The 19972-nt window shown below is 64.8% G+C and carries 23 protein-coding genes; 3 read left to right on the top strand and 20 right to left on the bottom strand.

What is annotated here, in order from left to right:
* Positions 1 to 7: 7 nt before the first annotated feature.
* The 14 genes from IWX77_RS02765 to IWX77_RS02700 form a co-directional block, all read right to left on the bottom strand.
* Complete coding sequence (locus IWX77_RS02765) at positions 8 to 1996, bottom strand: cytochrome c oxidase assembly protein (protein ID WP_196842960.1); 1989 nt, start codon at positions 1994 to 1996, stop codon at positions 8 to 10.
* 187 nt (positions 1997 to 2183) lie between these two features.
* Positions 2184 to 2471: an HU family DNA-binding protein gene (locus IWX77_RS02760; protein ID WP_066598601.1), complete on the bottom strand. Its 288-nt coding sequence runs from the start codon at positions 2469 to 2471 to the stop codon at positions 2184 to 2186.
* Positions 2472 to 2772: 301 nt separating this feature from the next.
* Positions 2773 to 3078, bottom strand: a complete 306-nt coding sequence (rpsN, locus tag IWX77_RS02755; RefSeq protein WP_092110538.1) for a 30S ribosomal protein S14 — start codon at positions 3076 to 3078, stop codon at positions 2773 to 2775.
* 2 nt (positions 3079 to 3080) lie between these two features.
* Complete coding sequence (gene rpmG, locus IWX77_RS02750) at positions 3081 to 3248, bottom strand: 50S ribosomal protein L33 (RefSeq protein ID WP_035880539.1); 168 nt, start codon at positions 3246 to 3248, stop codon at positions 3081 to 3083.
* Positions 3248 to 3484 carry a 50S ribosomal protein L28 gene (gene rpmB, locus IWX77_RS02745; RefSeq protein ID WP_035835252.1) on the bottom strand — a complete coding sequence of 79 codons (237 nt, stop codon included), beginning with the start codon at positions 3482 to 3484 and terminating at the stop codon, positions 3248 to 3250. Before rpmB ends, rpmG begins: the two co-directional genes overlap by 1 nt.
* 250 nt (positions 3485 to 3734) lie before the next feature.
* On the bottom strand, positions 3735 to 4130 hold the full coding sequence (locus IWX77_RS02740; RefSeq protein ID WP_196842959.1) for a Fur family transcriptional regulator: 396 nt from the start codon (positions 4128 to 4130) through the stop codon (positions 3735 to 3737).
* Positions 4127 to 4978, bottom strand: coding sequence for a metal ABC transporter permease (locus tag IWX77_RS02735; protein WP_196842958.1), 852 nt, complete (start codon positions 4976 to 4978; stop codon positions 4127 to 4129). The genes IWX77_RS02740 and IWX77_RS02735 overlap by 4 nt, the downstream gene beginning before the upstream one ends.
* Positions 4978 to 5871 carry a metal ABC transporter permease gene (locus tag IWX77_RS02730; protein ID WP_196842957.1) on the bottom strand — a complete coding sequence of 298 codons (894 nt, stop codon included), beginning with the start codon at positions 5869 to 5871 and terminating at the stop codon, positions 4978 to 4980. Before IWX77_RS02730 ends, IWX77_RS02735 begins: the two co-directional genes overlap by 1 nt.
* Positions 5872 to 6669, bottom strand: a complete 798-nt coding sequence (locus IWX77_RS02725) for a metal ABC transporter ATP-binding protein (protein WP_297413124.1) — start codon at positions 6667 to 6669, stop codon at positions 5872 to 5874.
* A gap of 7 nt (positions 6670 to 6676) precedes the next feature.
* Positions 6677 to 7678, bottom strand: a complete 1002-nt coding sequence (locus IWX77_RS02720) for a metal ABC transporter substrate-binding protein (protein ID WP_196842956.1) — start codon at positions 7676 to 7678, stop codon at positions 6677 to 6679.
* A gap of 62 nt (positions 7679 to 7740) precedes the next feature.
* A complete protein-coding gene (locus tag IWX77_RS02715) occupies positions 7741 to 9111 on the bottom strand; it encodes a dihydrolipoamide acetyltransferase family protein (RefSeq protein WP_196842955.1) in 1371 nt (456 codons plus the stop codon).
* Between the two features lie 37 nt (positions 9112 to 9148).
* Positions 9149 to 10153, bottom strand: a complete 1005-nt coding sequence (locus IWX77_RS02710) for an alpha-ketoacid dehydrogenase subunit beta (protein ID WP_196842954.1) — start codon at positions 10151 to 10153, stop codon at positions 9149 to 9151.
* Complete coding sequence (locus tag IWX77_RS02705; protein ID WP_196843067.1) at positions 10150 to 11244, bottom strand: thiamine pyrophosphate-dependent dehydrogenase E1 component subunit alpha; 1095 nt, start codon at positions 11242 to 11244, stop codon at positions 10150 to 10152. Before IWX77_RS02705 ends, IWX77_RS02710 begins: the two co-directional genes overlap by 4 nt.
* Positions 11245 to 11365: 121 nt before the next feature.
* Positions 11366 to 12472, bottom strand: a complete 1107-nt coding sequence (locus tag IWX77_RS02700) for a histidinol-phosphate transaminase (protein ID WP_196842953.1) — start codon at positions 12470 to 12472, stop codon at positions 11366 to 11368.
* 88 nt (positions 12473 to 12560) lie between these two features.
* Here IWX77_RS02700 and IWX77_RS02695 point away from each other — a divergent pair, with 88 nt between their 5' ends.
* The gene (locus IWX77_RS02695) at positions 12561 to 12953 is read left to right on the top strand and encodes a phage holin family protein (protein ID WP_196842952.1); all 393 of its coding nucleotides are present in this window, start codon (positions 12561 to 12563) and stop codon (positions 12951 to 12953) included.
* Between the two features lie 12 nt (positions 12954 to 12965).
* Here the strand turns inward: IWX77_RS02695 and IWX77_RS02690 are convergent, their stop codons facing one another.
* Together IWX77_RS02690 and IWX77_RS02685 are read right to left on the bottom strand one after the other, a co-directional pair.
* A complete protein-coding gene (locus IWX77_RS02690) occupies positions 12966 to 14405 on the bottom strand; it encodes a hypothetical protein (protein WP_196842951.1) in 1440 nt (479 codons plus the stop codon).
* Positions 14393 to 14683: a hypothetical protein gene (locus IWX77_RS02685; protein ID WP_196842950.1), complete on the bottom strand. Its 291-nt coding sequence runs from the start codon at positions 14681 to 14683 to the stop codon at positions 14393 to 14395. Before IWX77_RS02685 ends, IWX77_RS02690 begins: the two co-directional genes overlap by 13 nt.
* Positions 14684 to 14810: 127 nt before the next feature.
* On the opposite strand from IWX77_RS02685, the gene IWX77_RS02680 reads away from it, so the two are divergent.
* Both IWX77_RS02680 and purB read left to right on the top strand, forming a co-directional pair.
* Entirely contained in the window at positions 14811 to 15338 is a 528-nt protein-coding gene (locus tag IWX77_RS02680; RefSeq protein ID WP_196842949.1) for a low molecular weight protein-tyrosine-phosphatase, read from the top strand.
* On the top strand, positions 15335 to 16717 hold the full coding sequence (gene purB / locus IWX77_RS02675; RefSeq protein WP_196842948.1) for an adenylosuccinate lyase: 1383 nt from the start codon (positions 15335 to 15337) through the stop codon (positions 16715 to 16717). The genes IWX77_RS02680 and purB overlap by 4 nt, the downstream gene beginning before the upstream one ends.
* A gap of 175 nt (positions 16718 to 16892) precedes the next feature.
* Here the strand turns inward: purB and IWX77_RS02670 are convergent, their stop codons facing one another.
* From IWX77_RS02670 to dnaB, 4 genes are all read right to left on the bottom strand, one after another.
* Complete coding sequence (locus IWX77_RS02670; RefSeq protein WP_196842947.1) at positions 16893 to 17186, bottom strand: zinc-binding dehydrogenase; 294 nt, start codon at positions 17184 to 17186, stop codon at positions 16893 to 16895.
* 258 nt (positions 17187 to 17444) lie between these two features.
* Positions 17445 to 17714, bottom strand: coding sequence for a hypothetical protein (locus tag IWX77_RS02665; RefSeq protein WP_196842946.1), 270 nt, complete (start codon positions 17712 to 17714; stop codon positions 17445 to 17447).
* Positions 17711 to 18316, bottom strand: coding sequence for a hypothetical protein (locus IWX77_RS02660; protein WP_196842945.1), 606 nt, complete (start codon positions 18314 to 18316; stop codon positions 17711 to 17713). Before IWX77_RS02660 ends, IWX77_RS02665 begins: the two co-directional genes overlap by 4 nt.
* A gap of 103 nt (positions 18317 to 18419) precedes the next feature.
* Positions 18420 to 19856, bottom strand: coding sequence for a replicative DNA helicase (gene dnaB / locus IWX77_RS02655; RefSeq protein WP_442784429.1), 1437 nt, complete (start codon positions 19854 to 19856; stop codon positions 18420 to 18422).
* Positions 19857 to 19972 lie beyond the last annotated feature (116 nt).

Below are 19972 nucleotides of genomic sequence, written 5' to 3'. Positions count from 1 at the left end.
CCCCGGCTTAGTTCGAGCTCTCCACATCGTGTTTGGCGAGGCGGGTAAGCCGGGCATTGTAGGCAACCAACTCGGCGTCCTCGTTGCGGTCGGCCTTGCGATCCAGCCTTCTCGTGACCTTGGTGTCGTCGCGGCTCCACTGAATCGCCACGACAACGGCCAGCACAAAGGTTGGCAGTTCGCCGATTCCCCAGGCGACGCCGCCACCCATCTGCTGGTCGGCGATGGCCGAGAGGCCCCAGGTGCGGCCCATCGCGCCATACCAGTCAGCCAAGAGCAGTCCGGTGCCGCTCATCAGGGCGAGGCCGAAGAACGCGTGGAACGCCATGGTCACGAGCAGCAGCAGCAGGCGGAAGGCGTACGGCAGCCGGAACGGCACCGGGTCGATGCCGATCAGGGACTGCACGAACAGGTAGCCGGTGATCAGAAAATGCACGATCATCCACAGGTGGCCGATGTGGTCTGTCGTCGCCCAGCTGAAGATCGAGGTGTAGTAGAACACCCAGAGCGAGACGCCGAACAGTAGGGCGGCGACGATCGGGTTGGCGACGACGCCGGCAAAGCGCGAATGCACCGCGGTGAGTATCCACTCGCGCGCCCCGCGGCTGCCGTCCTGCCGCTTGGCGATGGCGCGTGCGGCCAGCGTCACCGGAGCGCCCGGCACGAGCATCAACGGCACGAGCATGGTCAGCATCATGTGCATGAGCATGTGGGTGGAGAACAGGTACTTCTCGTACACGTTCACACCACCGTTGGTGATGTAGAACAGGGTGAGCATGCCGAGAATCCAGAGCACGCTGCGGTAGATCGGCCAGGCGTCGCCGCGGCGGTGCAGCCGCCAGACACCGGCGAGGTAAAAGAAGGTGCCGAACGCGCAGAACAGAATCCAGGCGAGGTCGAAGTTCCACTCGGTGAAATAGCGCGAGAAAGTCAGCGCGGGCGGGAGCAGCTCACCGGTGAGGATCTGCGCGGGCGTGGACTGCGGAATCTCGGTCGCGACCACCTGGGCGACGGGTGTCGCCGTGCGGGCGAGCGCGGCAGCCACACCGGAGGCGAGGCCCATGAAGCCGAGCTCGGTCACGACGAGCCACCAGAACCAGCGCCCGCGCGCGGGCTCGCTTTGCTGCATCCGCTTGATGAAGAATTGGCGATGCAGAATGCCGAAGCCGCCGAGGGCCACGAGGGCGGTGAGCTTGACCAGCACGAGAATGCCATAGGGGCTGAACAGGTTGTCCCAGCTGCCGATACGCAGTTCAGCGCTGGCATAGCCGGAGGCGGCCACCACGATGAAGGAGATCAACGCGAGCGAGGAATACCGGCCGATCACCTGGCGGATGCGTTCGCCGTCCAGCTGGGTGCGCAGCACGATGATGGTGAGCAGTCCGCCCAGCCAGATCGCCGCGAAGACGAGGTGCAGGCCGAGGGCGGTGATCGCGGCGTCGTGCCCGGCAGCGCCCGCCGCGTGGCCTTGCTGGGCCATGGGCAGCAGGGCGGTCAGGGCCAGCACGGTCACGAAGACCAGTGCGGTCTGGTTGCGCACGGCGAAGCACAGCACGGTGACGCCGGCGGCGATCAACGTCGTCGCGAGCCAGGCCTGCCCCAGTTCGATCTGACTGAAGAACTGCCCGACCGTGGCACTGAATTGATCGCTGATGCCCAATGGCACGTTCGTGACCTGCAGAAAGGTCAGAAAACCCGTGACAGCGGACGCGACGGCGAACAGTGCCGCCGACGCTGCGGCGAAGTCCAGGGCGGTACTGAACTCGCGTTCCTTGGGGCTGAGCGCGAACAACGTGAGCACGAGAGCGCCGATCGTTCCCGCCGCCGCGAGGTTGACCACGAGCTTGGCGATGGGCAGTCCCCAGCGCACCACTGGTCCCGGGTCGGCGAGCAGCTGGGCCGAGGCGCCACCGCCATAGGCCAGGGCGACAAGGGTGGACAACACAGCGACCAGCAGCAGGGCTGCCGGTCCGAGAACGCGGACGAAACGGGGCACCCACCCAGCTTATTCGCCCATCCCTGGGCATCCGTCGCGCGCGCGCGAGAACTCCCGCCGACCCGTGAGTTTTCGCCCAATTGAACCGTTTCAAGGCCCTGAAACTCACGGTTCGATGGCAGACGGATGCCCCGGGGGACGAAACAGGGGCGCCGACCGCAGTCGACGCCCCTACTTACTGCGGAAGCTACTTGGCGGCAGCCTTGAGCTTGCTTCCCGCGGTCAGCTTGACGCGGTGGCCGGCAGCGATGGCGATTTCCTCGCCGGTCTGCGGGTTGCGGCCGGTGCGGGCGGCCGTAGCGGTGCGCTCGACTCCCAGCCATCCCGGGATGGTGACCTTACCGTCGTTGGCAACGGTGTCGGCCAGGGTTGCGAAGAAAGCGTTCAGAACGCCATCGACGGCGGCCTGGCTCTGTCCGGAGTCAGCGGCAACCTTGGCAACGAGCTCGGTCTTGTTCAGCGACTTGTCAGCCATTGAGTGTCCTCCTCGGACCTTCGTCTGTGTTAACAGCGATATTCGTGATGCGGGCGCGGCACGTTCTGCCGCTCCGTTGGTCGGTTCGACCGAGATGAAATCTAGCAGACATCCGCTAGATTCCGCGGATTTCGGGTCGGTTTTTACACTTTTACCCGGCGAGTCGCCAACTTTTCGCTGTGCGCGCACAACCTGCGTACCCGCCGGGCCCAACGCAAACGGGATGCCGACTGGAAGTCGACATCCCGTTCGGGTGACTCAGAGACCGTCGAAGCTGAGCTTCATCGGCTGCCAGGAGGAGTTACCAGCTGGACTTGGTGATGCCGGGTAGTTCGCCGCGGTGCGCCATGTCGCGAAAACGAACACGCGAGATACCGAACTTGGAGAGGTGGCCACGGGGACGACCGTCAACGGCGTCACGGTTGCGCAGGCGCACCGGGCTCGCGTTGCGCGGCAGCTTCTGCAGGCCCTTGCGAGCGGCTTCACGCGACTCGTCGGTGCCGGCAGGGTCAACCAGGGCCTTCTTGAGCTCAAGGCGCTTGACGGCGTAACGCTCGACGATGACCTTGCGCTGGTTGTTCTTGGCAATCATGCTCTTCTTCGCCATGTTTAGCGCTCCTCACGGAAGTCAACGTGCTTGCGGATAACCGGGTCGTACTTCTTGAGTACAAGACGGTCGGGGTCGTTACGGCGGTTCTTCTTGGTTACGTAGGTATAACCGGTTCCAGCCGTGGAACGAAGCTTGATGATCGGACGTACATCATGAGCCTTAGCCATTAGATCTTCACCCCACGAGCGAGAACGTCCTTGACGACGCTCTCGATACCACGAGCATCAATGACCTTGATGCCCTTTGCGGACAGGGTCAATGTGACCTTGCGACGAAGCGACGGCACGTAGTACGTCTTCTTCTGAACGTTCGGGTCGAAACGACGCTTGGTGCGTCGGTGCGAGTGCGAAATGTTGTGTCCGAAGCCGGGAACAGCTCCGGTCACCTGGCACACAGATGCCATGGTTTCCTCCAATACCGAAGGGCGAATGCCCTTCCCAAGATCCCTTGTCGACGGGCACAACCCCGCATCAACCGAATGGTTGGGGAGGAAAAGCCCGCAATGTACGCACACAGGCGTAGCAGATCTACACGCTACTCGATCGCCGGGGGTCCTGCAAATCCCCACTCCCCCGAGAGCGGGTGCCACCAGAGCGGGTGCAGGGGTGCTTCGGCCAGCGCGAAGCACCCGTGCACCCGCTTGAGCGAACCAGCTAGGCAGCGGGTGCGGCGGTGCAGGTTGCGCACAGGCCGAAAACGTCCACGACGTGGGCTGCCTGGGTGAACCCGTTCTGGGCGGCCACGTCTTTGGCCCACCGCTCGACGGCATCCGCTTCGATCTCCACGGTGAGTCCGCAATTGCGACAGATCAAGTGGTGGTGGTGCTCGTTGGTGCTGCAGGCGCGGTACAGGCTCTCGCCGTCGGGGGATTGCAGCGAGTCGGCGTCACCCTTGACCGCGAGGTCGGCAAGAGCACGGTAGACCGTGGCGAGACCAATGGGAGATCCGGTCGCGTGCAGCGCGGAGTGCAGCGCCTGGGCGCTGACGAAGCCGTCGTTCGCGTCGAGGGCGCCCCGCACGGCCTCACGCTGCCAGGTGTTTCGCTTCATGACTTCAACCGTAGCGATGTTCGCGTCGGTCGGCGCGCATCCGCCTCGCGGGGCACCCGTGCTGCACCCACCAGCCGCCGAAGAACCAGGGAAAGCACGAACAGTGCGGCCGCTGTCAGTGCGATCGCCGGCCCGGCTGCAACGTCGAGTGAACGCGACAGCAGCACGCCGACCAGGCCCGAGACTGCGCCGAGCACGGGGGCGATGACAAACATTTGAGTGGTCGTGCGCGAGACGAGGCGGGCCGCGGCGGCGGGGGCGGCAATCAGAGCTATGGCCAGGATGGCGCCGACGGCGGGCATCGCGGTCACGACCGTGGCCGTGATGAGCACCAGGGTCAGCACTTCGATCGGCCATTCGCGAAAGCCGGCGGCGCGAAAGCCGTTCACATCGAAGGTCGAGAACATGATCTGTTTGCCGAACACGACAGTGGCCAGCACTGCGAGCCCGAGTACGACGGCCACGAGAGTCACATCGCGGTCGGTCACCGTGAGGATGGAACCGACCAAGTAGGAGTCGACCTTCACCGGAAGAGCCGGGTTGAGCCCCTGCAGCAGAACCCCGAGTGCGAATCCGGCGGTGAGTAGAATGCCCGATGCGACCTGATTTCCCTGCCGCTTGACCCGACCGATCATTGTCATGACCCCCACGATGACCACGCTCGCCACGGCGGCCCCGAGCGGGATGCTCACTCCCAGTATTGCCGCACCCACCGCTCCAGGAAAAGTTGCGTGGGTGAGGGCTTGGGCGAAGAAGGTACGCTGCCGAAGCACCACGAGGGTGCCCACGAATCCGCTGAGCGCTCCGATCAGCAGCGCCGCCAGCAGGGCCTGCTCAAAGTAGCCCATCAGCGGGCCACCGGCTCAGTCGAGACCCGTGCTCGTCGCGGACCGCCGATCCGGTCCACTCCGAGGCGCGCCACCAGGGCCACCACGTAGCCGGCGACGAGCACGAGCACCACGGTTGCGCCGCTCGGCAGGTCGACCCCGCCGTTCACCGATGCTTCGTAGCCGAGCGTGAGCCCGACCCAGGCGGCCAGGATAGCAAAGCCGGCGGCCACGGGAAAGAGCAGCCACAGGCGATTGGTCACCAGGCGGGCGACGGCGCCCGGCACAATCAGCACGGCGAGCACGAGCAGGTTGCCCACGGCACTGCTCGCGGCCACCACAACGAGGGCGATGGCGATGTTGAGCACACTGTCGATTACGAGCGGCCGGTATCCGGCCGCCGCCGTGCCCTCGACGTCGAAGGCCCGAAAAACCTGCTCCTTGAGTGTGAACCCCACAATGATCAGTGCCAGGAGACAGACCACGACGGCCTGATTGACCTCGGCTGGACTGACGGTCAACAGGCGTCCGAACAGCAGCGCGTCCAGCTGGCCAACGTAATTTGTTTCCCGTGAAACCACGATGATTCCCACGCTGAACATGGCCGTGAACACGATGGCGATCGCGGCATCCGATGTGACCGCGCGTTTGACGATCACTGTGAGCACGACGGCGGCGATGAGGGCCGCCGCCATGGCTCCCACGAACAGGCCGTCGCGGCCACCCCAGACGAATCCGATGGCCACCCCGGGAAAGACCGCGTGGGTGAGTCCATCACTGATGAACTCAAGCCCGCGCAGATTGACGAGAACGCCCACGAGCCCGGCGACGAGACTGAGCACGACGAGCACGAGCAGCGCTCGGGCCATGAACGGCAGGTCGAACGCGGTGATCAGCGGGGTGAAGACATCCACTCAGTGACCTCCGTGGCCGGGAACCACGATCGTGTGCTCGTCCATCTCCACACCGACCGAGCCGAATGCCCGCTGCACGTTGGCCAGGGTCAATACGTCGTCGCGCGGGCCGAAAGCCACCTGGGCCCCGTTCAGCAGCAGCACACTCTCACACACGGCCCGAGCGAGGTCGAGGTCGTGGGTCGACACGAGCACCGCCACGCCCTGCTGCTTGAGGCGTTTCACGGTGTCAATGAGGGCGTCCCGATTGACCTGATCGAGACCGTTGAAGGGCTCATCAAGCAACAACAGACGCGGGGCGGATGCCACGGCGCGCGCGAGCAGACCGCGTTGCTGCTGTCCGCCCGACAATTTACCGAAGCGTGACTTGGCGCGGGAGCCCAGGCCGACAGTGTCCAAAGCCTCGGCGACCGCCCGACGATCGGCCGTGGCGGGCCTGCGCCACCAACCGAGCGACCGGTAGCGGCCCATCATGACGACCTGCTCGAGCGAGACCGGAAAGTGCGGGTCGAGCTGGTCGGTCTGCGGCACATAACCGATGTAGCCGGCCGGGGCCGGCCACTGTCCGAGCACGTCGACCGCGCCGGATGTGCGGGTGATAAGCCCGAGAATGCCCTTGAGAAGGGTGGACTTGCCCGAGCCGTTGGGGCCGATCAGGGCGACAGCCTGGCCGGGCAACACCGCGAAGTCGATCCCAGTGAGCGCGGGCTGCGCGCCGTACGCAAACGACGCCGCTGTCACACGAAGAGCGACGGCAGCGTTCGCTGGTGGTGTCTCTTGAGAAGTGTTCTCGATCACGTGTCAACTATTGCAGGTCGGCGGGCAGCGCAGAGGGTGTGACGCCCCACGATTGGAGCATGAGCGTTGCATTGTGCAGCTGCGCCTTGATGTACGTGTCGCCGGCGCTTCCGTCAGGGCCCAGCGAGTCGACGTAGAGAGCATCGTCGCCGGAGTAGACGGTGACACCGGCTTCGGTCGCGATCGTCTCGGCGGTTTTGGGGCTGAGCGACGCCTCGGAGAAGATGGCCGTGACACCGGTGGCCTTGACGGCCGCGACGAGGGTATCGATTTCGGCGGCGCTCGGTTCGGCGTTGTCGTCGAAGCTCGGAATTACCGAGCCGACATAGTCGATGTGGTACGCCGCGGTGAAGTATCCGAGTGCGTCATGGTTACTCACGAGCAAACGGTCGCTCTCCGGCACGGTGGCAACATTGGTGCGGATCCACTCGTCGAGGGCGCTGAGCCGAGCGGTGTACGCGACTGCATTGCTGGTGAAGGTGGGCGCGTTGTCACTGTCGGCAGCGGTGAGGCCGCCGGTGATCGTTCGCACGATGGTCTCGGCATTGTGCACGTCGGTCCAGATGTGCGGGTCGCCGCCGTCATGGGCGTGCGTGTCGGCCTGCTCGTCGGCGGAGTGGTCCTCACCGGCGCCGACCTTTGAGATAGTGATTCCCTTGTCGGCATCAATCGTGACGCCGTCGAAGCCGGACGCGGCAATGGCGTCGTCGAGCCACTCCTCGAGTCCGACGCCGTTGATGACGAGCACATCGGCTGCACCGAGCGCCGTCAGGTCGGCCGCGGAGGGGTCGTAGCTGTGGGCGCTCTGGTTCGGCTGAATGAGCTGGGTGAGATCGACGCCGCGGGCGCCGCGAATGACGTTGCGGGTGAAGTCGGCGACCTGGGTGGTCGTGGCGACGACCTTGAGGTCTGCGGCCGCGCTGTCAGCGTTCGTTCCAGCCGAGCATCCCGACAGGGCGAGGGCGGTTGACGCGAGGAGCGCGGGAACAACGAAATATCTTCTGCGCATTCCCCGAGAATAGCTCTGTTGATAATGATTGTCAAAACCATTAACAGGGTGTGTGGCCGGGCCTACTCCAGCAGCAGGGCCGGCTCCTCGATGATGCTGGCGACGTCGGCGAGAAAACGGCTCGCGACATCGCCATCGACGACCCGATGGTCGAAGCTCGCACCGATGGTGGTCACGAACCGGGCCCGAACCTCGCCGTCGACGACCCACGGCTTCTGTTTGATCGTGCCGAGGGCCACGATTCCGGCCTCGCCCGAGTTGAGTATGGGTGTGCCGGTGTCCATGCCGAACACGCCAATATTGGTGATCGTGATCGTGCCGTTGCTCATCTCAGCCGGACCGGTCTTGCCGTCACGCGCGGTCATCGTCAGCTTCTCGAGGGCCGCAGCGAGCTCGAGCAGGCTCATGTCCTGCGCTTCCTTGATGTTTGGCACGATCAGCCCGCGCGGGGTGGCCGCGGCGATGCCGAGGTTCACGTAGTGCCGCACGATGATCTCCTCATCGGTGAACGTCGAGTTCACCGTGGGGTTGCGCCGCACCGCCCAGATCATGGCCTTGGCCATGATCAGCAGGGGCGACACGCGGATTCCGGCGAAGTCGGTGGAGGCCTTGAGCCGTTTGACGAACTCCATGGTGCGGGTGGCATCGACGTCGACGAATAGGCTCACGTGCGGCGCCGTGAAAGCGCTCTTGACCATGGCCTGCGCGATGGCCTTGCGCACGCCCTTCACCGGAATGTGTTCGTCGCGATCGACCGGCCACGCCGGGGTCTGAATATTGCGGAACACGCTGGCCTGGGTCGCACCGCGCAGCACGTCTTCACGGGTCACATCTCCGACCGGCCCGGTTGCCTCAACGAGGGACAGGTCGACGCCGAGGTCTTTGGCGAGCTTGCGAATCGGCGGCTTCGCCATAACCGGTCCAACGGATGCCGCCCGCCGGGTTGGTTCCAGCGGCTCCGCTCGCGTTCGCGCCTGGGGTTCGGGGGCCAGCGTCTCGTGGGCGACACTCACGCCGGTGTGTCGACGCCGACGGGTGGGCATGGTGGCGGCGGCGGCGCGGCCGACCAGCACCGGTTCGGGGGCTTCGTCGCTGATGCTGCTGCTGGTATCCACGGCCAGGGTGTCGGCCTGCGCAACGGCGGCGGCATCCGTTGTCGGGGCTGCCGCCGGCCGATCTGCACTCGCGCTGGCATCGGAGTTGATCGTGATGATCAGCGTGCCGACGTCGACGGTCGTGCCCGCCGCGACCAGGATTTCACTGACCACGCCGACGAACGGCGACGGCAGCTCGACCAGGGATTTGGCTGTTTCAATCTCAACCAGCACTTGGTTGATCGTGACGGTGTCGCCGGGCGCGACCTTCCACTCGACGATTTCGGCCTCGGTCAGGCCTTCGCCGACGTCGGGGAGAGTGAACTTCGACACGCTCATTCTGTGCCTTTCCTGCTGCTGGTGGAGGTGAAAATGATCAGTAGGCGAGAACGCGGTCGACGGCTTCCAGCACCCGGTCAGGGCTGGGCAGAAAGTGCGTCTCGACGGCGGCCGGCGGAAACGGCGTGTCAAAGCCGGAGACCCGCAGCACGGGCGCTTCGAGCGTGTAGAACGCCCGCTCGGCAACCGTGGCGGCGATCTCGCTGCCGACGCTGACGAAGCCGGAGGCTTCCTGGGTGACGACGAGGCGGCCGGTTTTCTGAACCGAACCGAGGATCGGTCCGTAGTCGATGGGGGAGATCGAGCGCAGGTCGACGACCTCGAGGCTGATCCCCTCGGCAGCGGCGAGGTCGGCGGCCTGCAGAAGTACACTCACCATGGCACCGTGCCCGACGACGGTGACGTCGGTACCGACCCGCACCACGCGGCTGGCGTGCAGCGGCGTTCCGCTTTCGCCGAAGCGCACCTCGCCCTTGGGCCAATAGCGGCTCTTCGGCTCGAAGAAGATCACCGGGTCGTCGCTGGCTATGGCTTCCTGCATCATCCAGTAGGCGTCGTGCGGGTTGGAGGGACTGACCACACGCAGGCCGGGGGTGTGCGCGAAATAAGCCTCCGGGCTCTCCTGGTGGTGCTCGATCGAGCCGATGTGTCCGCCGTAGGGAATGCGAATGACGACGGGCATGATGAGGCCGCCCTCGTGGCGGTTACGCATGCGGGCCAGCTGGCTGGTGATCTGGTCAAATCCGGGAAAGACGAATCCGTCGAACTGAATCTCGCAGACCGGTCGAAACCCGCGCATGGCGAGGCCGATGGCCGTGCCGATGATGCCGGACTCGGCGAGCGGCGTGTCAAGCACCCGCTTGTCACCGAACTCGGCGATGAGGCCCTCGGTGACCCGAAAAACTCCGCCGAGCGGGCCGATGTCCTCACCCATCAGCAGCACCTTGGGGTCATCGAGCATCGCTCGACGCAGCCCCGCGTTCAGGGCTTTCGTCATCGGCAGCGACGCGGATGCGACGCTCGTGTCCGTGGCAGCGGTCATTGGTTCTCACCCTCGTCAAAAGACGCTTCGTAGCGTTCCAGCCAGTCCTTTTGCTCGGTCACGAGCGGATGCGGTTCCGCATAGACATGGTCAAATATCACCGATTGTTCCGGGCCGGTGATCTCCAGAGCACGACGGCGGGTGTCGGCGGCGAAATCAGCGGCTTCTTCATCGACGGCGTCGAGGAATTCCTGCTCGATTCCGCGCCCCTGCAGGTAGCTGCGAAAGCGCACGATCGGGTCGCGGGCCACCCAGTAGGCGAGTTCGTCGGGATTACGGTACTTGGTGGGGTCGTCGGCGGTGGTGTGTGCGCCGACACGGTAGGTGAGCGCCTCAATCAACGACGGGCCGTGACCGGCGCGGGCGTCATCCATCGACTTCGCCGTGACGGCAAAGCTCGCGAGCACATCGTTGCCGTCGATCTGGGTGCCGGGCATACCGAAGCCGCCGGCGCGCAGGTACAGCGGCGTTCGGGACTGCCGGGCGACCGGCACCGAGATGGCCCAGTGGTTGTTCTGCAGAAAGAACACCTGCGGCGTCTGGTAGCTCGCCGCGAACACGAGCGCCTCATTGGCGTCGCCCTGCGAGGAGGCGCCGTCGCCGTAGTACACGATGACGGCCTGGTCGGTCTGTGGGTTGCCGGTCGCGGTCGACCCATCGAGCTGCATGCCCATGGCGTAGCCGGTGGAGTGCAGGGTCTGCGAGGCGAGCACAAGGGTATAAAGGTGAAAGTTTCCGTGCTCGCCAGGTACCCAGCCGCCAAGAGTGACGCCGCGCAGCATGCGCAGAATGTCCACGACGTCCAGGCCGCGGATCATGCCGACGACGTGCTCCCGGTAGGAGGGAAACACGTGGTCCTGCGGCCGGGTGGCGTAGGCCGACCCGACCTGGGCGGCTTCTTGGCCATGGCTCGGCACCCAGAGGGCAAGCTGGCCCTGGCGCTGCAGGTTGGCCGCCTCGGTGTCGAATTTGCGCACCACGACCATGTCGCGGTAGAAACGTCGGTGGTCCGCCTCGGTGAGCCGGTCGAGGTAGGGCAAAAACTCTTCGGCGGCGGCGTTCGGTGCGAACACCCCGGCCGGGGAAATCATGCGCACGCAGGTCTCGGCTCCGACCAGGCCAAAAGTTGTGGGTGCTTTTGTTGTGGGTGCTTCGGTTGTGGGCGCTGCAGTCACGGGTGCAGTCGCGTCGTTTCGGGTGGCTGACACCGTACTAACCTATCTGCCGAGCCGGGTGGTCGGCCGGAAGGCCGTCGACAATATTCGCGCTTATTAGTAGGAGTGTCGCCACAGCCTGCTCCTCACCGATAGAGACCCGAATACCTTCGGTCGCGAAGGGACGCACGATGAGGCCGGCCTCGCCGAGTACCTGGGCCACGCTGGTCGTTTCGGCCCCCGTGGGCAGCCAGAGAAAGTTGCCCTGAGGCGCAGGAATGTTCCAGCCCTGGCGGGTCAACGCTAGCCAGGTCGCATCGCGACGGGCGGCAATGATCCGAACCCGAGCGAGCAACTCCTTCTCGGCATCGAGTGACGCGATCGCGGCGGCGGCGGCCTGCGCGGTCACCGAGAGCGGGATCGCGGTCGATCGGGCGGCATTGAGAATATCCACCGGACCGAGCGCGTAGCCCACACGCAGTCCGGCGAGGCCGTAGGCCTTGGAGAAGGTGCGCAGGACCACCAGATTGGGGTAGCGGGCCAGCAGGGGCGGGCCGCTCACGGTATCCGCTTCGGTGACGAACTCGATATATGCCTCATCGAGAATGACCAGCAGATCGGTCGGGACGACGGCCATGAAGGCCTCGAATTCGTCCTTGGTCACGATCGTGCCGGTGGGGTTGTTCGGCGAGCAGATGATGACGACCCGGGTCTTGTCGCCAATGAGGGCGGCCATTTCCGGCAGGTCATGGCCGTGATCGGTGCGATTGGGCACGCGCACGCTCGTGGCCCCGGCAACGGTCACGAGTGAGGGGTAGGCCTCGAATGAGCGCCAGGAGTAGAGCACTTCATCGTCCGGGCCAGCCGCAGCGAGAATGAGCTGGGCCAGCAGGGCTACCGAGCCGGAGCCGATGTGCACTTGGTCGACGTCGAGGCTGTACTTGGCGGCGAGGCGTTCCCGCAGAACCAGCGCCGAGGCATCCGGGTAGCGGTTGTAGGCCGTTTCGGCCGTGACCGCCTCGATGACCCCGGGCAGTGGGTCGAACGGGTTCTCATTGCTCGAGAGTTTGAAGGCACTGGCGTCAGCCGGTTTGCCCTGCTTATAGGCCGGGAGGGCAATGATCTCCGGGCGCAGGCGGACGGAGGGTCGGTCTGAGAGGCTCACTCGGTGAGTCTACGCCCGGATATATTCGCAATGGCGAATGAATGTTCGCTTGACTTTCGCCCGCCACGACCTGGTGAGATAGTAGGGCATGGCCAGATTCCTGATCAAGCTCATCGTCAACGCGGTAGCCCTGTGGTTCACCGCCCTGCTCGTGACCGGGGTGCACGTCACCGCCTACGCGCCGGACGCGGGTGCCAGCGTCATCACATACCTCCTCATCGCGCTCATCTTCGGGTTCGTGAACACCGTCGTCGGCGGCGTGCTGCGCGTCGTCGCTTTTCCGCTCTACGTTTTGACGCTCGGCCTGTTCGCGCTGATCGTCAATGGCCTGTTGCTCTTGCTCGTGGGTTGGCTCTCCGGATTTTTGGGCTTTGGCCTCGTCATCGACAGCTTCTGGTGGGGCGTGCTCGGCGCACTGGTGCTGGGCATCATCTCCTGGCTGCTCGGCCTGATCTTGCGCCCGGTCACCGCGCGCGACTGAGCCGGCCGGTACCTACTGCGGCGAGGGTCCTTCCGGCAAGCGGATGCCCCGCCACAAGACGGCCTCGCCCGGCTCGATTCCGACAATGCCGGTCACGGTGTCCCGAAAGTCCTGCAGGTTTCCTTCCGGTGACGCATCGATGAGGAGCGCCGTCTCGCGGTAGCGGTCCAGATGGTGTGCCGGCAGGGCGTCCCCAGCCGGCAGCGGCTCCGAGGCGAAGGCCTCGCGGCGCACGGTCACGCGATCGTCGGAGTCGATCAAGCTCGCCCCGCCGAGCGCAGTCACCACATCGTCGGTGTGTTCAACGGTCAGGGTGGCGACGCCGGGCGGCACGGGCACCTTCGATTCGGGCGCCCCGAAGGTGGCCACCGCCTGCACGTTGAACCAACTGTAGGCGGCGACTTGGGTGGCAACCAGACCACCCTGAGAGTGTCCGGCAACGACAACCGGGTCGGACGGTGCAATTCCAGCCGCTTTCATGGCGTCGATGACGGCCGAGAAAGAGCCAGAGTTTTGCATGGCGATCGCCGTCACGTTGGCGGTGAGGTCCCAGGGTTCGGTCGTGGCGGCGGCGCTCCAGTCAACCGTGCCACCGATATACACCGCCCATGATGGATGCTCGGTGTCACCGTAATTCTCGATGCGCACCTGCGGCTGCCCCGCGACACCTTTCGGGATTCTGGCCGCCACATCGCCGACACCTGTGGGTGGTGTGGCTCGCGTTGGTGTTCCCACCGCCGCCACGTTCACCGGGCCTTCCTTGAACAGCCCTCGGCTGCGCGCCGCGGCCAACACACCGAGGGCTGCGCTCGAGACGCCGATCAGCCCCAGGCCCTCGTCGCCGAGCGCCACGCCGACAGGCCGCGGCGTCCCAGCCAGACCGGCAGCTACGTCGTCGAACGACGAGGCCGCAACCCGCACGAGGGCGACCACAGACGGGTTTGTGAGCAGGCGGGGGTCAATCTCAAACCCGCCGACTGAACCACCGGTCGATTTCCAGAGCAGTCCCGTGAGGAACAGGCCGGGCAATCCCACGCCCAGTGGAGTGCCGACCGCGATGAAAAACGCAGATCTGAGGAACTGGCCGAAAGAATGGGCGACCTCCGCGCCGTTGAACACTGCACTCTGCTGTGCGACACGCTCGACGTAACCGTAGCCCCTGGCAACCGCCACGAGATTGTCAGCCAGCTCACCACACTGCTGCTCAAGCTGACGCAGCCGAACTGCTGCATGGAGCAGATCGGGCCAGGGGTCCTGGCCAAGCCAGTTCGCTGGCCGCAGCAAATCCACAGTACGGATCTGATTCGCGCGACCAGTCCAGTTGGCCAGCTCGAGACGCAGGGAATTCAAGAACTGTGACTGCGCCAACACAGCATCCGTTGCCACGATTGTGGTGCCGCCCAGAGAGACGACCAAATCGCCGTCGGCCAGCCCGTCGCTCACGCTTGACACAGGTGTTCCTCCAGCTGAATCTGACCGCGTACGCTCGCCAGGGCCTCCTGCAGGTCGTGCAGCACGACGCCGAGATCTTGCACCATCTCGGCGACGCAGCGGGAATAGGCGCGCTGAGACTTCGAGCTCCAGAACTCACTCGGGTCGAGGGCGATCAGGTGTCGACGCATCGCGGTGATCTCGGCGCACAGGGTGAACAACAGGTTGCGCTGGCTCCGCAGCATTGCCAGGCGGTCAGCGCGATCCCGACCGTACTGCAGCACCTCCACACCGTCCATGACACCTCCTGGTCAGCGCCGATCGTCGCAGAACCAACGGCTCGCCCGGCCGCTTTGCGCGCAATCTGTGCACAGACGCCGAATACTGGGCGTGTGGAGAAGACGAAACTGCTCCAGAATGGGAGGCATGCCCTTCGCGTCACTCACCCCCGACGAGTTGACGCCGTTTCGTATTATTTTCGTCTGCACCGGAAACATCTGTCGATCGCCCATGGCCGAGGTGGTGCTGCGTGACCTCGTCACGAAGCTCGGACTCGGGCGTCTCATCGCGACCAGCTCGGCCGGCACCGGAGACTGGCATGTGGGTGAGCAGGCCGATGGGCGCACGATCACGGCCCTGGCCAAGCGCGGCTACGACGGCAGCCACCATCGGGCCCGCCAGTTTGACCCGCTCTGGTTCGCCGAGCACGACCTCGTGGTCGTGCTCGACCGCAGCCAGGAACGAATTTTGCGCAACTGGGCGCTCAAGGATCGCGATCGCGCCAAGGTGCGCCTACTGCTGAGCTTTGACGCCGAACAGGCCGCCCTGTTCGACGTGCCCGACCCCTACTATTCCGACGATGCGTTGTTTGACGCCGTATTAGGCATGATTGAAAGGGCAAGCCATGCACTTGTGAAACAACTTGCACCCGCAATTCGACAGGGAGTCCGATGAGTCACCTACCCGTACAGGTTCTGAGCCCGCTAGATGGCCGCTACCGAGCCGCCGTTTCCGATCTGGGTGAATTCCTGTCCGAGGCCGGTCTCAACCGTGCCCGTGTGCGCGTGGAGGTGGAGTGGCTGATTACCCTCACGGACCGCAGTCTATTTGGTTCCGCGCCCCTCGCTGCCGAGCAGAAGCTCGCCCTGCGCGCCCTGGTGACCGACTTCGGCCAGGCCGAGATCGACGAACTGGCCGAGCTTGAGGCCACGACCCGCCACGACGTGAAGGCCGTCGAATACCTCGTGCGTCGACGCCTCGGCACGCTCGGCCTCGACCACATCAGCGAACTCACCCACTTCGCCGCGACCAGCGAAGACATCAACAACCTCTCGTACGCCCTGACCGTGCGTGACGCCGTACAGACCGTCTGGCTGCCCAAGCTGCGCCTGGTCATCGAGGCTCTGCGCAGCAATGCGCTGGAATTTCGAGCGGATTCGATGCTGGCCCGCACCCACGGGCAGCCCGCGACGCCGACCACCATGGGTAAAGAACTCGCCGTGTTCGTCTACCGCCTGGAGCGTATCGTGGCTCAGATCGACACCGGCGAATACCTGGGCAAGTTCAGCGGCGCCACCGGCACTTTCGCCGCCCACGTGGCCGCCGAACCGTCCGTCGATTGGCCAGCCGTCTCACGCGAGTTCGTCGAGGGTCTCGGTCTCGGCTGGAACCCACTGACGACCCAGATCGAATCGCACGACTGGCAGGCTGAGCTGTATTCGCGTGCCTCGCACGCGAATCGTATTCTGCACAACCTGGCCACCGATATCTGGACCTACATTTCCATCGGCTACTTCCGCCAGATTCCGCAGGTTGGCGCCACCGGCTCCTCGACCATGCCGCACAAGATCAACCCGATTCGATTCGAGAACGCCGAGGCGAACCTCGAGCTGTCCTGCGCCATCCTGGACTCGCTCGCTGCCACTCTCGTGACCAGTCGGCTGCAGCGCGACCTCACCGACTCCACCACGCAGCGCAACATCGGGGTTGGCTTTGGGCATTCCCTGCTCGCGCTCGACAATATTCTCCGCGGCCTCGGCGAGATCGACATTGATCGTGCACTTCTCGCGAGCGACCTCGACTCCAACTGGGAGATTCTGGGTGAGGCGATTCAGACCGTGATTCGCGCTGAGGTCTCGGCTGGACGCTCGTCGATCGAAGATCCCTACGCGCTCCTGAAGGAGCTGACCCGCGGTAAGCGCATCACGAGCGCCGACCTGGCAGCTTTCGTCTCTGCCCTTGACATCGGCGCCGCCGCCAAGACCCGGCTCCTGGCACTGACCCCGGCAGGCTATGTCGGCCTCGCCGACCCCTTGGTCGACTACCTGCCCTAGTGCCGGTCCACTCTGTGAGGGGGTTCAGTGCCCGTGACCAGTGCATCGAGGTCGACGGCACCACTCTCTACAAGCTGGATTCCGAGCGGCCACGTGTTTGCGTAGCGGAGCACTCCGCTGTGCGAGATCTCACGGTTCTGAATCCACGAGACGGGAAGCTCGACCGTGTCCTTGCTCATCCCAACGAGAATTGCCCGGCCACCCGGCCGCACCGCGAGTATTCCGGCCTGTACTGCCACGCCACCGCCGATGCATCGATGAACGCATCGATGAACGCATCCACGTCCAGGCCATCGACCGCGTCGACGAGCGGGTCGACGAGCGGGTCGAGTGCGATCGTCGACCCGTGTTCGAGGGCGAAGGCCCGACGGTCAGCGTCCACATCGGCGATGTAGATCTTGGTCGCACCGAAAGCGCGCGCAGTCTGCGCCATGATGACCCCGATCGGGCCTGCGCCGGCAATGAGCACTAAGCTCCCCGGGCGAAGGTACGCGCGCTTGCAGGCCCCAATACTGACCGAGAGAGGTCCGACGAGCGCCGCCGCTTCATCGGAGATGCTATCGGGAATCGAGTGGGCGGAGTCCGATATCGACGGCTGGACACTGCCGAACGGCCAATGGAACAAACCCCAAGCCTGGACCTCAAGATTGGGCGCCCTCCAGCAGGGCTTGCGTCGCCGGCAGTTATCACGGCGTGAGACACCGTGGCGGTGCGGGTTGAGGACGTGTTAGTGACCGTTCTGCTCGTCCAGGTCGGTCTGCTCCGACGCGTTGGGTTTCATGCCGAGCACGAGCATCGCGATCACCACGAGCGCCACGATGAACGTCACGCCGAGCCCGATGACCGACAGCATCGGTTCGCGCGTGGTGAGCAGAATGGTCACCCCAACGAACAGGGCCATCCCTCCGGAGATTGCGAGTAATTCCGCTGGCTTCAAACGATCGGATCGGCTGGGCTGGTGCGCCGGGTCGGGGGTATCAGGAGTCTTTTTGGTCACAGGGAGTCCGAATCATTGGGTGCGACGTTCGCGGGTGTGCTGCGGCGCTGTCGGGGTGCGTCCCACTTGAGGGAGAGCCCGGCGATGGGCAGAAAAACGACGAGAAAGACCAGATAGGCGCCGAACAACCCGACCGAGACAACCGGGTTGGGCGGAAGCAGCAGAAAGAGCAGGGAGAGTACCGCACCGCCAATGCCGGTGAATAGCCAGTCTTTGGCCGGCAGGGGGCGTTTGCGCACCCGGATGCCGGCATAGATTTCAAGAACACCGGTAACGGCACCCCAGACGCTCACCACGAACAGGAAGAAACCATGGCCACCGGCGTGAAAACCGAGGGCTATTGCACCGATGATCACGCTCACGATGCCCTGGATGAGGAACAGGCTGCGGTCGGTGGTCACGGTCAGTGTACGCGGGCCGGCCAGCACGAGCAGCAGGCCGCTCGCGAGGGAGAATGCGCCGAACACGAGCAAACCCAGCTGGGCGGAGTGATCCCGATTGAACGTGATGATGACCGCGGGAACCACGGCGATCAGGGCGCGCCCGACGGGTACGGACCAATAGCGGGGCCCGACGCTTGATGGTGCCCGGGCGTTCGCCACGCACGACCTCTTTCGTTGCAAAATTTGTCAGCCCCAGTCTACGCGGCGACTCGACGGCGCATCTGCGAGCCGGCTGCACGCGCTCGCTCCCTCGCTGAGCGAACTACCCGACGGCCACCATGTCGGCAAAGCGGGAATAGTGGCCGTGGAAGGCGACCGTGACGGTGCGGGTCGGGCCGTTACGGTGCTTGGCCACGATGAGGTCGGCCTCGCCGGCGCGCGGGTTGTCCTTCTCGTAGGCGCTCTCACGGTGCAGCAGAATGACCATGTCGGCGTCCTGCTCGAGCGAGCCCGACTCGCGAAGGTCAGAGATGGCCGGCATCTTGTCGGCGCGCTGCTCGGGACCACGGTTGAGCTGGGAGAGCGCGATGACCGGAACCTGCAGCTCCTTGGCCAGCAGTTTGAGCGCCCGCGAAAACTCACTGACCTCCTGCTGGCGCGACTCGACCTTCTTGCCGCTGGTCATGAGCTGTAGATAGTCGATGATGACCATTTTGAGCCCGACGCGCTGCTTGAGCCGACGACACTTGGCGCGAATCTCCACCAGGGTCATATTCGGACTGTCGTCGATGTACAGCGGTGCATCGTTGATGCGCCCGCGCGTGGCGGCAATCGTGGTCCAGTCGCGGGCCTCAACGGTGCCCTTGCGCATGCTCTGCAAAGGAACGGATGCCTCCGCCGCGAGCAGGCGCATCGCAATTTCACTCCGCCCCATTTCGAGCGAGAAGAAGATGCTCGGCAGGTTGTGATGGATGGATGCCGAGCGCGCGAAGTCGAGGGCGAGCGTGGATTTACCCAGCGCCGGGCGAGCCGCAACGATGATGAGCTGGCCGCCGTGAAACCCGTTGGTGAGTTCGTCGAGGTCAGCAAAGCCCGTCGGGACACCGCTCATCTGGCCGTCTTTGAGCTTGGCGGCCTCAATTTCTTCGATGGCCGCCGTTACGGCATCGGTGAGCGGAACGTAATCCTCGGTTTCGGTGCCACCAGTGACGGAGTAGATCTCGGCCTGGGCCGTGTTCACGAGATCGAGCACCTCGCCCTCGCCGGCGTAGCCCAACTGGGCGATGCGCGTGCCGGCCTCGACCAGACGGCGTAGCAGCGCGCGTTCGGCCACAATGGTCGAGTAGAAGCCCGCGTTGGCGGCGGTGGGCACCAGGCTCGTCAGGGTGTGCAGATAATCGGCACCGCCGGCTCGGGAGAGCTCGCCGACCTTGGTGAGCTCATCGGTGACAGTGATGACGTCGGTCGGCTCGCCCTGGGCGTAGAGCGAGAGAATCGCGTCAAAGATGATCTCGTGCTTGGGGATGTAGAAGTCGCCGCCGCGCACGGTTTCGACGACGTCGGCGACAGCGTCTTTGCTGAGCATCATTCCACCGAGGGCGCTCTGTTCGGCCAGGAGGTCGTGGGGCAGGGCTCGCTCCGACTTCCAGGCTTCAGCGGGCCGTTCGCCGCGTTTCTGGTCGAGCGCGCCGCCGCGCGCGGGCGAACCGTACTCATTTGACGCTGGCTGGTTGGCTAGGCCCAGGTGAGCGATCGACACTCCGCACCTCTTTCTCTGTTGTGAATATAGGTGTATCAGGACCCACCGACACGGGACGTGACGCACCAGCCTGAACGAGATGCCGGCACTGGATCACCCTAAGGAGCCACTAGCAC

Origin of the sequence: Cryobacterium sp. CAN_C2 (genome assembly GCF_015751745.1) — a bacterium.
GTDB lineage: Bacteria > Actinomycetota > Actinomycetes > Actinomycetales > Microbacteriaceae > Cryobacterium.
Note: the sequence above shows the minus strand (reverse complement) of the source record. Positions and strands in the feature narration are given on the sequence as shown.